Source organism: Mesorhizobium sp. M0618 (genome assembly GCF_040320765.1).
In the GTDB taxonomy this organism is placed as follows: Bacteria; Pseudomonadota; Alphaproteobacteria; order Rhizobiales; family Rhizobiaceae; genus Mesorhizobium.
In genome coordinates this window covers 120,807-135,214 of the sequence record NZ_JAMYQH010000019.1, presented here as the reverse complement: position 1 = coordinate 135,214, position 14,408 = coordinate 120,807, and the positions used below count along the sequence as shown (strand labels likewise).

The 14,408-nt window shown below is 61.3% G+C and carries 13 protein-coding genes; 8 read left to right on the top strand and 5 right to left on the bottom strand.

All coding sequences use genetic code 11. The features are described 5' to 3' along the window. The first annotated feature begins 586 nt into the window (after window positions 1-586). Window positions 587-1,411 carry a non-homologous end joining protein Ku gene (gene ku, locus NKJ04_RS20765; protein WP_023811897.1) on the top strand — a complete coding sequence of 275 codons (825 nt, stop codon included), beginning with the start codon at window positions 587-589 and terminating at the stop codon, window positions 1,409-1,411. A 718-nt stretch (window positions 1,412-2,129) separates the two neighbouring features. On the opposite strand, the gene NKJ04_RS20760 is transcribed toward ku, so the two are convergent. Continuing rightward, the gene (locus NKJ04_RS20760; RefSeq protein ID WP_352677260.1) at window positions 2,130-2,783 is read right to left on the bottom strand and encodes a hydrolase; all 654 of its coding nucleotides are present in this window, start codon (window positions 2,781-2,783) and stop codon (window positions 2,130-2,132) included. A 153-nt stretch (window positions 2,784-2,936) separates the two neighbouring features. On the opposite strand from NKJ04_RS20760, the gene NKJ04_RS20755 reads away from it, so the two are divergent. From NKJ04_RS20755 to NKJ04_RS20725, 7 genes are all read left to right on the top strand, one after another. After that, on the top strand, window positions 2,937-3,830 hold the full coding sequence (locus NKJ04_RS20755; protein WP_352677259.1) for a LysR family transcriptional regulator: 894 nt from the start codon (window positions 2,937-2,939) through the stop codon (window positions 3,828-3,830). Window positions 3,831-4,019: 189 nt separating this feature from the next. After that, window positions 4,020-4,868 carry a sterol desaturase family protein gene (locus NKJ04_RS20750; RefSeq protein WP_352677258.1) on the top strand — a complete coding sequence of 283 codons (849 nt, stop codon included), beginning with the start codon at window positions 4,020-4,022 and terminating at the stop codon, window positions 4,866-4,868. A 52-nt stretch (window positions 4,869-4,920) separates the two neighbouring features. Further along, the gene (locus NKJ04_RS20745; RefSeq protein WP_128305837.1) at window positions 4,921-5,619 is read left to right on the top strand and encodes a DUF2161 domain-containing phosphodiesterase; all 699 of its coding nucleotides are present in this window, start codon (window positions 4,921-4,923) and stop codon (window positions 5,617-5,619) included. 56 nt (window positions 5,620-5,675) lie between these two features. Further along, window positions 5,676-6,083, top strand: coding sequence for a DUF930 domain-containing protein (locus NKJ04_RS20740; RefSeq protein ID WP_352443142.1), 408 nt, complete (start codon window positions 5,676-5,678; stop codon window positions 6,081-6,083). 179 nt (window positions 6,084-6,262) lie between these two features. After that, on the top strand, window positions 6,263-6,925 hold the full coding sequence (locus NKJ04_RS20735; protein ID WP_023811892.1) for a TerC family protein: 663 nt from the start codon (window positions 6,263-6,265) through the stop codon (window positions 6,923-6,925). Window positions 6,926-7,061: 136 nt separating this feature from the next. Next, the gene (gene rimO / locus NKJ04_RS20730) at window positions 7,062-8,375 is read left to right on the top strand and encodes a 30S ribosomal protein S12 methylthiotransferase RimO (RefSeq protein ID WP_352677257.1); all 1,314 of its coding nucleotides are present in this window, start codon (window positions 7,062-7,064) and stop codon (window positions 8,373-8,375) included. Window positions 8,376-8,474: 99 nt separating this feature from the next. Beyond that, on the top strand, window positions 8,475-9,581 hold the full coding sequence (locus NKJ04_RS20725) for an acyltransferase family protein (RefSeq protein ID WP_352677256.1): 1,107 nt from the start codon (window positions 8,475-8,477) through the stop codon (window positions 9,579-9,581). 45 nt (window positions 9,582-9,626) lie between these two features. Here the strand turns inward: NKJ04_RS20725 and NKJ04_RS20720 are convergent, their stop codons facing one another. The 4 genes from NKJ04_RS20720 to NKJ04_RS20705 are packed head-to-tail and all read right to left on the bottom strand — an operon-like array spanning window position 9,627 to window position 14,369. Further along, the gene (locus NKJ04_RS20720) at window positions 9,627-10,694 is read right to left on the bottom strand and encodes a BMP family ABC transporter substrate-binding protein (RefSeq protein WP_023811889.1); all 1,068 of its coding nucleotides are present in this window, start codon (window positions 10,692-10,694) and stop codon (window positions 9,627-9,629) included. A gap of 50 nt (window positions 10,695-10,744) precedes the next feature. Next, window positions 10,745-11,665 (bottom strand): ABC transporter permease, encoded by a 921-nt coding sequence (locus NKJ04_RS20715; protein WP_031213469.1) that lies wholly within the window; start codon window positions 11,663-11,665, stop codon window positions 10,745-10,747. Then, window positions 11,665-12,795, bottom strand: coding sequence for an ABC transporter permease (locus NKJ04_RS20710; RefSeq protein ID WP_352630733.1), 1,131 nt, complete (start codon window positions 12,793-12,795; stop codon window positions 11,665-11,667). The genes NKJ04_RS20715 and NKJ04_RS20710 overlap by 1 nt, the downstream gene beginning before the upstream one ends. Continuing rightward, window positions 12,792-14,369: an ABC transporter ATP-binding protein gene (locus NKJ04_RS20705; protein WP_352677255.1), complete on the bottom strand. Its 1,578-nt coding sequence runs from the start codon at window positions 14,367-14,369 to the stop codon at window positions 12,792-12,794. The genes NKJ04_RS20710 and NKJ04_RS20705 overlap by 4 nt, the downstream gene beginning before the upstream one ends. Between the last annotated feature and the right edge of the window lie 39 nt (window positions 14,370-14,408).

Here is a 14,408-nt window from a genome sequence, read left to right as displayed (position 1 = left end):
CACAACAACAATTTAAATTAGTAACGCCTTATGGAACTTTGGGGTTGGCGTTTCATTTCATCGGCATGGAGGCCACTGTAATCCAGTGAATTGGATCTCGAGACAGGCACAAGGCCGACAAGGCGCCCCTTCCACGTAGCTTGAGCCAACCAAAAGAAAGACCTGCTTCGCGGTTCGGCGCGTCCGCCATTTCTGACAAAATCGATGTCCGCTTCCAGGCCGGCAAACACACAACCCAAACGACAGGAATGAGGGCGCTTTGCGGACATTCGCATAAGCCCAAAACTGGACCTACATCGAGCCGGCCTACCAACCTGCTGCTGGGCATATTCAACAGCCTGTCGGAGCGCGTGCAGGGCAAGATCGGCGTCCCGTGCCGAAGGGCTTAAAGAAAGACAAGGCCGAGAGGATCAAGCCAGGCTTGGTCGGCCGGGTCAAGTTTTTCTGAAGGGCGAAGAAAAACTGCGCCATGCAAAGCTGCTGGACTATCGTGAAGAATAACTAACATTGGCGTGGGTACTGCCAACGTTGAGGAACAGAACCGTGTGCCTGACGTTGTGCCGGATCGACGTCTAGGAGAAACGGCATGGTGGCGCCACGCGCGGTCTGGAAGGGCTTTCTGAGGGTCGGTTCCGTGTCATGCGGGGTAAAGATAGTGGGTGCCACAAGCGAGGCAACCAAGATCGACTTCAAGATTTTGAACCGCAAGGACGGTTTACCCGTTAAAAGCGCCTATGTCGATGAAGAGACTGGCGACGTTGTCAAAGCCGAGGATCAGATCAAAGGGTATGAGGCGGACAAGGATGATTTCATCCACGTCGAGCCGGACGAGTTAAAGAAACTGAAGCTGACGTCACAGCATACACTTGACGTCGATTCCTTCGTTCCGGTTGCCGAGATCGACACACGTTATCTCGAGAAACCATACTACTTGATCCCGGCAGACGGCGCCTCCCTGGAGGCCTTTGCCGTCCTGCGCGATGCGATGGCCAAGAAACGCGTTGCGGCACGCTCCTGCGTCGTACTCTATCAGCGCGGGCGCGAAGTGTTGATACAGCCCCTTGGAAAAGGGATGTTGCTGACCGAGCTACGGACCCACAATGAGATGACATCGGAAGACACCGTCTTCGACGATGTGAAGAGCGCAAAATATGATTCGGATTTGCTCGAAATCGCGGGGCTTCTCATCGACAAGAAGGTGACAAAGTTCGATCCTTCGAAATTCGAGGACACCTACGAGGACGCGTTGATTGCCATGATTGACGCCAAGCGCAAGGGCAAAAAACCCCCGAAACCGGTACCGAAACCCAAGGAGAACGTGGTCGACTTGGCCTCAGTTCTTCGAAAGAGCCTCGCCAAGGAAGGGATCGGCCAAGATCGGCCAAAGGCCAATAGCCGCAAATCAGCTTAGGTGCTGGAACCGGCACTCGTTCGTTGCTCATCCATATCGCTTGCCGAGAAGCGGAGCCTTGAGCGCGTCTAGCTGATCCTGAAGGCGGCCTTTCTCCACGATCATTCCCTCAGGGCCTTCGCAAACGGCACCGTGCACTGCTCCGTTGCCTCGCTAGACAGATTCACCACTAGCATTTTCGGGAAGGGCCGCGCTCGTGTCCGCACCGTCTGACTGGCGCGTAACATGCTGTGTAACAATCGATTCTTAGATTTCTTGATTTGCTTGGATCGGAGGCAAGAATCGAATCCCACTTCCTCCGCCAGACGTCGAATTGTCCAGCCCGGAGACATGGGTAGCGGTTTGTACCTAAGACATGATGACAACCTCGTGCCCAGCGGGTTGTCGATTGGTTGCAAGGTCCTCTGTTCCAAGTCGATATATCCGAACTGCGAGGTCATCGATCACGAGCGCCCTGTTGCGTCAGGCTGACTTTGAAGTTCGGATAGATGACGTCCATTTCCTCTCGGAAGCGCTCCGCCGAACATCTCCATGGTCCTTTCAATGAGGCGATAGATAGCCAGGCTGCGCCGACTGTAGTCGCGGCCAATGGATGGAGGAAGTGATCGTTGATGACGGCCGGCCGCCCTGCATTGAGGCGGCTCGTCTTGTGGGCGGGGGTGACCCGGCTCAGCATGTTGGCGCTGGATCGCTCAACGCTTTCGTCACCCCGCCCAGTTCAGCCGGCGGTGCTCGGCACAGGCGTGTTGAGAAGTTGCTGCTCCCAGAGGTACGCGATGCCGCTGCCAGCGGCGTGCTGCTTGAGCACTTCCGTCAGCTCGCCGACGTGCTCGGTACGCGCCCAGTCGCGTTGCCACTCCGATGCCAGCGCCAGCCAGGTCATCATGTTTGCGCCGGCCGCGATCATGCGTTGGATGGCGACCTCGTGCGCTTCGACCGACGTGCCGCCCGAGGCGTCGGCGATGACCGTGACGTCCCAGCCTTCGCCCAACGCCTGGATAACCGGCATGGCGACGCAGATCTCGGTCCACAGGCCGGCGATGATGAGCTGCCTGCGGCCGGTCGCCTTGACCGCGTTCACGACCTTCCTGTCTTCCCAGGTGTTGATGAACGTCCGGTCGATGACCTCCTGGCCGGGAAATACGTCGGTGATGTGGGGGAAGATCAGGCCGCCCCGATCGGCAACGACGCTGGTCAGGATGGTGGGAACGCCGAAGGCCTTTGCGACCTTTGCCAAGGCCGTCGAGTTGTTGACCACTGCATGCGGATCGTGGCTGTTCAGGTTCGAGAGCTGGTAGGGCTGGTGGTCGATCAGAACGAGGACCGAATCCTCGGGGCGAAGAAGTGAATCAAGGCCGTTACGAAAGGTCATAAGAACTTCCTCTCTCTGCCGCCTGGACGGCGTGGGTTTTCCGGGAGACATGCGCCAGCGGGCGACGTTGCCTGAACGCAATTTGCTGTTCCTTTTGGTGATGCGATAGTGCCATAATCAGGCAAGCTGTGTCGCGAAACGAGGAACGCCGAATTGGATATCGAGGATCTACAGACATTCGTCGTAGTGGCCGATGCCGGGGGCGTATCGGCCGCCGCCCGCCGGCTCGGCGTCTCCAAATCAATCGTCAGTCGCAGGCTCTTTCGGGTTGAGGCGGAGCTTGGCGTCCAGCTTCTTGCACGAACGACCCGCGGTGCCGCGCTCACAGAAGCGGGAATCACGTTCAGAGACCATGCGGCCCGAGCCAGCGCCGAGATTGATACGGCCAGGGAAACGATCCTCCCTACCGGTGAGCTGCGCGGCCGCCTGAGGGTTGCTATGCCGCTTACTTTCGGCGCGACCCATTTCGCCTCCGTGCTCGCGGAAATGGCGCGCCTGCACCCGAAGCTTCACATCCATACTTCTTACAGCGATCGCTTCGTCGATCTCATCGCAGAGGGTTTCGATTGCGCGATTCGGGGCGCCTACCTTCAGGACTCCAACCTGATCGCGAAGCGCGTCGGGCCGATCCATGGAAAGCTTGTCGCGAGCCCGGATTACATCAAAGCGCACGCGTCACCCGAGACTCCGGACGAACTCGTCACCCATCAGGCCATCATGCAGGGAACGGAAGCCTGGCAGTTCATGGATGGCGACAAGATTGTTGCGGTCCAGCCGCAGGGCAGGTTCAAGGCCGACAGCGCCACGGCGCTTGCCGCGGCGGCGGTGGCAGGTCTCGGCATCGCCTGGCTCCCCGATTGCATTACACATGAATATGTGGCCTCCGGCGCGCTGATCCCGATCATGACCCGCTATCCGGTACCTCCGGGAGCTGCGTATGTAGTCCGCCCGCCGGGGCAGCATCCTACGCGGAAAGTGCGTGTGCTCACCGAGATGCTGGTTGAGTATTTCAAACGCAACCCGGATCTTTGGGGTCTTGACGGCTAGGACACGAACGGTTCGAAGCCTTGTCAAGGAACCGCGTTCGACGGTCCCATTACTCCGATCCGTCGCGTTCGGCGACATTGCTCGCACGTTCCGCGCGTTAGCGCCCTTTCAGAGCCTTCAGCCTTTGGAAAGGGAGATGTGGTTCTTCTCTCAGACGCAGGCTGCGCGCCGGCAGCAAGAGGCGGATCGATGGATATCTTCGGCATCAAGGCACTGTTGATCTGCGCGCTGATCTTCATTCCGTTCGAACATCTGTTTGCCGAGCGGCCGCAGAAGATCTTCCGCAACGGCTTCGCTGTGGATCTGATCTATCTGCTGTTCAACGGCTTCATCATAAAGCTGGCCATCGTCGTGATGGCGACAGGCGCGCTCGGTGCCGCTGCGCTCCTGGTCTCGCCGGCGATAACGCAGGCCGTCAGCGGCCAGCCCGTCTGGCTGCAGGTTGCCGAAATCATCGTGATCACCGATGTCGGCGTCTACTGGACACATCGGGCCTTCCACAAAATCCCCGCGCTTTGGAAGTTCCATGCCGTTCACCACGGCATCGAGGAACTCGACTGGCTTGGGGCCTTCCACAATCATCCCGTCGTCGCCATCGTCACAAAGGCGATATCGCTGACGCCGATCTTTTTCCTCGGCTTCTCGGAAGCCTCGATCGCCGTCTTTTCGACTATCTACCTTGGACATACGCTGCTTGTGCATTCAAACGTGCGGATTCCGTTCGGCCCCTTGAAGTGGCTGATCGCCAGCCCGCAGTTCCATCGCTGGCGCCATGCCAACCAGCGCGAAGCCTATGACAAGAACTTCGCCGGGCAGTTGCCTTTCCTCGACATGCTGTTCGGCACCTACAATCCCACCGGTGACAAGGTGCCGGACAAGTACGGCGTCGACGATCCGATCCCTTCCACCTATTTCGGTCAGATCGGCTATCCGCCCCTGCGCCGTAGGAAGCTGCCGAACCGGGCAGGTGCCGAACACCGAAGCCTGACAGCTGGCCCGACGGTGCGGTATCCACCCCGATCCGCTTTCGGGCCGTAGAACGCCGAACCACGGGAAGGCTTTTCGCGTCGAATCGGCTAAACCCTGCGGCATGAACGAGACGTCTCTCTATGCGCCGGTGAAGCGGTTCCTCGAAAGCCTCGACTTCGTCGTCAAAGGCGAGATCGACGGCTGCGATGTTGTTGCATTGCGCGAGGGGGAGCCGCCGGTTGTCGTCATCTGCGAGTTGAAGCTGCAGTTCAATCTTGAACTGGTGCTGCAAGGTGTCGATCGCGCGGCGGCCTGCGACGAGGTGTGGCTGGCCGCGCGCATGTCGGCCCGCGGCAAGGGCCGCGAAAGCGACGCCAGATTCCGCAATCTCTGCCGCCGGCTTGGCTTCGGCCTGCTTGGCGTGACCGCGACGGACCGGGTCGAGGTGCTTCTCAGCCCGATCGCGCTGGCGCCGCGCAAGAATGCCCGCCGGCGCTCTCGCCTGGTCGACGAGCACCAGCGCCGTCGCGGCGATCCCGTTGTGGGAGGAGGATCGCGCAATCCGATCATGACGGCCTATCGCCAAAGCGCCCTCGCCTGCGCTGCGGCCATGGTGGACGGACCCAGGCGGCCGCGAGATCTGAAGGCGGTGACGCCGATGGCGCCGAAAATCCTGCAGCACAATGTTTATGGCTGGTTCGCGCGCGTCGACCGCGGCCTTTACGATCTCACCGATGCCGGCCGTGCCTCTTTGGTCCGTTGGCCGCAGGCGTCGCACGACGAATCCCGACACGCAATTTTGAACGCACCGGCCATATGATTGAAGATTCCGGCGGCGCTCGCGGCGGTCCTCTCGGTTGATTTCTCCGACAAAATATGTTGCTTGTCCCGCCCATGAAGAAGCTCTGCATGACCGCCTTGGCGTCAGTGACACTGAGTTTTCCAGCCAGCGCAATGGACAATGCATTGCGCGCCGGTCTGATGAAACTCGATCCCCAAACCCGTCTTGAACAGCGTTGCGATGCCGAAGTGCTCGACCGCATCACCCATGACGATCGCAAGTTCAAAGCCGATCGCGTCGTCGCCTACGCCTTCGCCACGCCCGAGATGGGTGCCGATGCAATCAAGAGCCCGGGTGCTGCGTTTCGCAGCAAGGGGCAGTGGTACCGGCTGAAATTCAAGTGCCAGACCGCGCCGGACCATATGGAAGTTTTGCAGCTCCGCTACCGGATCGGGGACGAAATTCCAGAAGCCGACTGGGCAAGGTACAATCTCTACGATTGATTTGTGATCTGCCATGGTTTGCCTGGCTGTCGCGAGTGCCGCAAAGCCGTGATCCGGCTTGACGCAATGCTGCTTCGGTGATGCAGCCACGCGTGATCCCTTGACGCCAGGGGACCACCAAGTTAGGGCCTCTGGATAATCGACGAACACTCGGCAAAATCAGCAAGGGCTTCCTGTCGATGGACATTTTTTTCAGCGCTGCCAGTCTGACCGCCCTGCTGCAGGTCATCGCCATCGACCTCGTGCTGGCCGGCGACAATGCGATCGTCATCGGCCTCGCCGCGGCCGGCTTGCCCGCCGAACAACGCAAGAAGGCGATTCTTCTCGGCGTGGTGGCGGCAACGGTGCTGCGCATCGGGTTTGCCGCAATTACCGTCAAGCTGCTGGCGATCGTCGGCCTGCTGCTGGCCGGCGGCATCCTGCTGCTGTGGGTCTGCTGGAAGATGTATCGCGAGCTGCGCACGTCGCATGCCGACGAGTTGGAAGCGACCGAGGCACTGTCGAATTCGGACCTCAACAGCGACCAGGCGGTCGCCGGCAAGACGAAGCGCAAGACCCTTGGCCAGGCTGCCTTGCAGATTGTCGTCGCCGACGTGTCGATGTCGCTCGACAACGTGCTGGCGGTGGCTGGAGCGGCGCGCGATCATTTTCCGGTGCTGGTCATCGGCCTTGTGTTGTCGATCGCCCTGATGGGGCTGGCCGCGACTTTCATTGCCAAGCTGCTGCATCGCCACCGCTGGATTGCCTATGTCGGCCTGCTGATCATTTTCTATGTGGCTGTGGACATGGTCTATCGTGGCGCGGTGGAGGTCTGGCCGCATGTAAACGGTGCGGTCGGCTGAGGCTGGCGGACATCGGCATCTTCACTCAGTGGAAGCAAGACCGCCGTGCGTTTTGCCGCATCGCGGGTCTGCCCATACCAATGCCGCAATAAGTGTGGTACTGCGCCGGCAATCCTGAAAAGCCCGGAAACGCTCTATGTCCGCTCCACGCGTGAGTTTTGTCAGTCTTGGATGCCCGAAGGCCCTTGTGGATTCGGAGCGCATCATCACGCGCCTGCGCGCCGAAGGTTACGAAATCGCCCGCAAGCATGACGGCGCCGACCTTGTCGTCGTCAACACTTGCGGCTTTCTCGATTCCGCTCGCGACGAGTCGCTCAACGCCATCGGCTCCGCGCTTTCGGAAAACGGCCGGGTGATCGTCACCGGTTGCCTGGGTGCCGAGCCGGACGTCATTCGCGAAAAGCACCCCAATGTGCTGGCGATCACCGGGCCGCAGGCCTATGAGAGCGTGATGGCTGCCGTGCATGAGGCTGCGCCGCCTTCGCACGACCCTTATGTCGATCTTTTGCCGCCGCAGGGTGTCAAGCTGACGCCGCGCCACTACGCCTATCTGAAAATTTCCGAAGGCTGCAACAACCGCTGTACCTTCTGCATCATTCCGGCACTGCGTGGCGACCTCGTCTCGCGGCCGGCGGCCGATGTGCTGCGCGAGGCCGAGAAACTGGCCAAGGCCGGGGTCAAGGAACTTCTGGTCATCTCGCAGGACACCAGCGCCTACGGCATCGACATCAAGTACCAGACGTCGATGTTCGGCGACCGTGAGGTGCGCGCAAAATTCCTCGATCTGTCCGAGGAACTGGGCAAGCTCAGCATCTGGGTGCGCATGCACTATGTCTACCCCTACCCGCATGTCGCCGACGTCATCCCGCTGATGGCAGAGGGCAAGATCCTCCCTTACCTGGATATCCCCTTCCAGCACGCTTCGCCGCAGGTGTTGAAGAACATGCGCCGGCCGGCACACGGCGAAAAGACGCTCGAGCGCATTCGCGGCTGGCGTGAGGTCTGCCCGGATCTGGCCATCCGCTCGACCTTCATCGTCGGCTTCCCCGGCGAGACGGACGACGATTTCGAGATGCTGCTCGACTGGCTCGACGAGGCCAAGATCGATCGCGCCGGCTGCTTCAAATACGAGCCGGTCCGGGGCGCCCGCTCCAACGATCTCGGTCTCGAACAGGTTCCCCAAGAGATCAAGGAGGCGCGCTGGCACCGCTTCATGCAGCGCCAGCAGAAGATTTCGGCGACACAGCTGGCCAGGAAGGTCGGCAAGCGCCTGCCGGTGCTGATCGACGAGGCGCACGGCACGTCGGCAAAGGGCCGCACCAAATACGACGCGCCCGAGATCGACGGCTCGGTGCACATCCAGTCGCGCCGCCCGCTGCGCCAAGGCGACATCGTCACCGTCAAGATCGACCGTGCCGATGCCTATGACCTCTATGGTTCGGCGGTCTGACGGTCCGTATTTACTACATCTGGCGATAATTCAGCCGTCTTAACCCGCGCAGCCGCGATCCGCTCTATGGTTTGCGGACCGTAGATGCGGGAAATGCGGATGAACACCAGACCTGCGGAACAAAATTACATCGCGACGCTGGACCTGCTCAGGCTGGCGGCAGCACTTGCCGTCGTGTTCTTCCACTATTTCTTTCGCGGCGCTGCCGCCGAAGGCTACCTTGCGCAAGGCTATCCGCTTGCCGCACCATTCGCCCTCTACGGCTATCTCGGCGTCAACCTGTTCTTCCTGATCAGCGGTTTCGTTATTGCCTGGTCGGCGGAAAACCGGAGCTGGGATCAGTTTGCGATCGCGCGGTTCGTTCGCCTCTATCCGGGTTTTCTGTTCTGCATGACGATCACCTTCGCGATTGTCTTCCTTGTCGGGTCGCCGCTGCTTTCGGCCTCTTTCGTTCAGTATGCCGCCAATCTGTCGATGTTCGCGCCGGCCTTCGGCCAGCCCTTCATGGACGGCGTCTACTGGTCGATCGTGCTTGAACTGGTGTTCTACGGATGGATCACGCTGGCCCTGTTCACCGGGCTCTTCCAGAAACGCAAGCTGGAGCTGATCTTCATCTGGCTGGCGATCTCGGCCTTGAACGAGTTCTTCATCGGCAGCGGCGGAGCCAGGCTGCTGTTCCTCACCGAGTTCGGCCCGTTCTTCGCCGCCGGCGTGCTGGTCCACCAAATCCATTCGCATGGCCGTTCTGTACCGGCCCTGCTGCTGCTTGCCGCCGCGTTCCTGATCTCCTGCGGAACGCTATCGGTGACGCAGCACTGGATGCTTGGCCACTACGGCATTGCCGTTGCCTCGGCCAATCTCGTCGTCGCCAACGTCGTCATGCACGCGGCCTTGATCGGCGCGGTGCTGCTGCGCGACCGTGTCAGGGCATCGGGGCTCACTCTGGCGCTGGGCGGGCTGACCTATCCGCTCTATTTGCTGCACCAGGACATCGGCTATCTCGCCATCAATGCGGCAACGCCCCTTGTCGGCAAATGGATTGCCGCTCTTGGTTGCGTCGTGCTCATGCTTTTCATTTCGTGGGCGATCTGTCGCACCTGCGAACAACCGGTACAGCGGTTGCTCAGGTTTTGGCTCGGCCGCGCGGTCGATGCCGGACGAACGCGGTTTCGTCGCCCCTCTGCCGGCGCACAGCCCGCCGAATGAAGAAGGGCGCCTCGCGGCGCCCCTCCGTCTCATGTCTCGCGCTGCTTATTTCGGCAGCTTGTCGTCGACGCCTTTCACATAAAAATTCATGCCGAGCAGCGTGCCGTCGTCGGCGACTTCACCATCCTTCAGCCACGGCGTGCCGTCCTGCTTGGCAACCGGTCCGGTGAAGGGATTCCAGCCGCCGGCGATCTTCTTTTCGGTGGCTTCGGCCATCGCCTTCACGTCGTCGGGCATGTTGGTGTAGGCCGACATCTTGACGGCGCCGTCCTTGATGCCGAGCCAGACATTGTCCGGCTTCCAGGTGCCGTCGAGCGCGGCCTGGACGCGGCTGATGTAATAGGGACCCCATTCGTCGGTGAGCGAGGTCAACTGCGCGTTCGGCGCGAACTTGATCATGTCGGAGGACTGGCCGAAGCCTTTCAGCTTGCGCTCCTCGGCCACCTGCAGGGCAGCGGTGGAATCGGTGTGCTGGACGATGATGTCGGCGCCCTGGTCGAACAGCGCCTTGGCAGCGTCGGCTTCCTTGCCCGGATCGAACCAGGAGTTCACCCAGACGATCTTGGCCTTGAAATTCGGGTTGATCGACTGCGCGCCGAGCATGAAGGAGTTGATGCCCATCACCACTTCGGGGATCGGGAAGGAAACGATATAGCCGGCGACCCCTGCCTTCGATTCCTTGGCGGCGATCTGGCCAAGAATGTAGCGGCCTTCGTAGAAGCGCGCATTGTAGATGCCGAGATTGTCAGCGGTCTTGTAACCGGTGGCGTGCTCGAACATCACTTTCGGGAATTTCTTGGCGACCTTCACTTCCGGGTCCATGAAGCCGAAGGAGGTGCCGAAGATGATCTTGCAGCCTTCGCGTGCCAGGCGCTCGAAAGCACGGTCGGCATCGGGGCCTTCCGAGACGTTTTCGAGATAGGCGGTCTCGACCTTGTCACCGAGCGCCTTCTCCACCTCGAGACGGCCCTGGTCGTGCTGGTAGGAGTAGCCGAAGTCGCCGATCGGGCCGGTGTAGACCCAGCAGGCCTTCAGCTTGTCCGCGGCCTCGGCCGTCGCTGCCAGCGACATGGCGGCGGTCGTGGTCATCAGGGCAATAAGCAGTTTTTTCATCGTGTTACCTCTCTGAGTTAAGCCTTGGAGCTTCCCGTTTGTTTTTATTGTCAACGATCCGGAACGAATGGCTGCCCCAAGGAAGCCGGCGTGTTCATCATCGTCAGACGCTTGTTGCGCGAGATTAGAACGAGAACCACGACGGTTGCCAGATAGGGCAGCGAAGAAAGGAACTGCGAGGGCACTGGAATGCCAAAAGCCTGTGCATGAAGCTGGCCGATCCACACCGCGCCGAAGATGTAGGCGCCGGCCAGCACCCGCCATGGCCGCCAGGAGGCGAACACCACCAGCGCCAGCGCGATCCAACCGCGGCCGGCACTCATGTTCTCCACCCATTGCGGCGTGTAGACCAGTGAGAGATGGCCGCCGGCGAGACCGGCACAGGCGCCGCCGAAGATGACCGCGAGGTAGCGATAGCGGATCACCTTGATGCCAAGCGCATGCGCCGAGGTGTGGCTGTCGCCGATCGAACGCAGCGTCAGTCCGGTCCTTGTCTTGAACAGGAACCACATGACGGCCGCGGTGAGCGCAATCGAGATGTAGAAGATCGGATCCTGCCCGAACAGCAGCCTGCCGACCACAGGGATTTCCGTCAGGCCGGGAATGTAGAGGTTGGGCAGCCTTTCGCCGGGCTGGCCGACGAAGCTGGTGCCCATCATGCCGGACAGGCCGAGGCCGAGCAGCGTCAGCGACAGGCCGGTCGCCACCTGGTTGGTGGCCAGCGACAGCGTCATGACGGCAAACAGCAGCGAGAACACCGCGCCCATGGCGATGGCCGCCAGAAGGCCGATCCAGGGTGATCCGGTGAGATAGGTTGCGCCGAAGCCGCCGACGGCGCCCATGATCATCATGCCTTCGACGCCGAGATTGAGCACGCCGGAGCGCTCGACCACCAGTTCGCCGATTGCCGCGATCAACAGCGGCGTCGCCGCGGTGGCGATGGTCAGAAGGATGTTTACGGTGATGTCCATCAACGGGCTTCCTTCAGCTTCGGTGCGGCTTCGCGTTTCGCGGCACCTTCCGGTCTGGTCAGCGCCAGGCCGACCAGGCGAATGCGGTAGTGGATGAGCGTGTCGCAGCCGAGCACGAAGAACAGCAGCATGCCCTGGAACACCCGCGCCACCTTGTCGGAGATGCCGAGCGCGCTCTGCACCGCTTCGCCGCCGAGATAGGTCAGCGCCAGCACCAGACCGGCGGCAACGATGCCGAGCGGGTTGAGGCGGCCAAGGAAAGCCACGATGATGGCGGTGAAGCCATAGCCGGGCGAAATGACAGGCTGCAACTGCCCGATGGCGCCCGAGACCTCGGAGATGCCGGCAAGACCCGCCAGGGCACCCGACAGCAGGAAGGCGAAAAACACCATGCGGTTGAGGCCGAAGCCGGCGAAGCGCCCTGCCCGCGGGCTTGAGCCCAGCACGCGCACCTCAAAACCCTTCAGCATGCGGCTCATCAGGATCCAGACCAGCACCGCGGCGATCAGCGCGAAGACAAAACCCCAGTTTGCCCGCCCGGCATCCGGCATCAGCTCCGGCAACACGGCCGAATCGTTGAACTGGATGGTCTGCGGGAAACCATGACCCTGCGGATCGCGCCAGGGTCCGCGCACCAGCCAATCAAGGAAGAGCTGCGCGACATAGACCAGCATCAGGCTGGTCAGGATCTCGTTGGTGCCGAAGCGCGTCTTGAGCAGAGCCGGGATCGCGGCATAGGCCGCGCCGCCGACCATGCCGAGCAAAAGCATCAGCGGCAGCACCAGCGGACCTTCGAACTGCGGAAACAGCACCGGAATCATCGAACCGGCAATGCCGCCGAGGATGAACTGGCCTTCGGCGCCGATGTTCCAAATGTTGGCCTTGTAGCAGACCGACAGGCCGACAGCGATCAGGATGAGCGGCGCTGCCTTGATCGCCAGCTCATGCAACTGCCAGACCTGGCTGATCGGCTCGATGAAATAGATATTGAACGCGGTCAGCGGATTGACGCCGAGCAGCGCGAACATGACGGCGCCGGCAATGATGGTCAGCGCGAAGGCGATGAACGGCGACAGGGCCGAAAACAGCATGGAACGCTGCGGGCGTTTGACGAGTTCGAGGCGCATCATGCCGTCTCCAGCGAGTGTTCGGCGTGGCCTGGTTCGGCGCCGCCCATCAGCAAACCTACCTTTTCGAAGGTTGCCTCGGCGATCGGCATCGGCTTCGACAGCTCGCCATTGTGCATGACCGCGATCGCATCCGATATCTCGAACAGCTCGTCGAGATCCTGGCTGATCACCAGCACCGCCGATCCGCTGCGCGACAGCTCGATCAAGGCCTGGCGGATGTGGGCGGCAGCGCCCGCGTCGACGCCCCAGGTCGGCTGGTTCACCACCATGACGCTTGGCCGGCGGTCGAGTTCACGGCCGACGATGAATTTCTGCAGATTGCCACCCGAAAGGGCCGCAGCCTCCGGATCCGGCGCACTCTTGCGCACATCCATCGCCTCGATGATGCGCTGGGAGGCGGCCTGGATGGCGGCGCTCTTGACCATTCCGCCGGAACCGACGAACGCCTTGCCGTCGGTGGCATGGCGCGACAGCAGCAGGTTTTCAGAAAGCTTCATGCGCGGTGCCGCACCGTGGCCGAGGCGCTCCTCCGGCACGAAGGCGGCGCCCAGCAGTCGGCGTCCGGTGATGCTAAGGCCTCCCGCATCCTTGCCACGAATGCGCACCGAGGCGGCATTCTGCTGCAGCACTTCGCCTGAAACGGATTCGAAGAACTCGCCCTGGCCGTTGCCGGCGACGCCGGCGATGCCGATCACCTCACCGGCGCGGACATTCAGGTTGATGCCCTTGAGCGGTATCGAGAACGGCGTTGCCGGTTTGCGATTGAGATTGCGGATTTCGAGCAGCGGCTGCGCCTTGTCGATGCCCTCGACCGGCGCGCGCACCACCGCCTGCACCTCGTTGCCGACCATCATGCGAGCCAGCGAAGAAGCAGTTTCCTCACGCGGATTGCAGTGGCCGACCACTTTGCCGTGGCGCAGCACGGTGGCGCGGTCGCAGATGCGTTTGACCTCTTCGAGCCGGTGCGAAATGTAGAGGATGGATTTGCCTTCCGAGCGCAGGCGCTCCAGCGTCTCGAACAGCTTGTCGGCTTCCTGCGGCGTCAGCACCGAGGTCGGTTCGTCCAGGATGATGAGCTGTGGCGTCTGCAGCAGGCAGCGGATGATCTCGATGCGCTGGCGCTCGCCTACCGACAGGTCGCCGACCAGCGAGTCAGGATCGAGCGGCAGGCCATAGCTGAAGGAAAGCGCCCTCGCCTTGGCAGCGATGCTGCTGATCGGCGAGCCGTCGTCCAGCGACAGCGCGATGTTTTCGGCCGCGGTCAGCGCCTCGAACAGCGAAAAATGCTGGAACACCATGCCGATGCCGAGTTTTTTCGCGGCGCCGGGGCTGGAAATCCTGACCGCCTGGCCGTTCCAGAAGATCTCTCCGGAATTGGGCTCCAGCGAGCCGAACAGCATCTTGACCAGCGTCGACTTGCCGGCGCCGTTTTCGCCGAGCAAGGCGTGGATCTCACCCCTGGCGATGTCGAGATCGATGTGATCGCACGCCGTCAGCGTGCCGAATATCTTGGTGAGGCCACGCACCTCAAGCAGGTTCGTGCCGTTCTGATTTGCACTCACAGTGCCTCCCATCTGGTTAGCCAGACATGTTCTGTGTTCCCGCAGGCATGG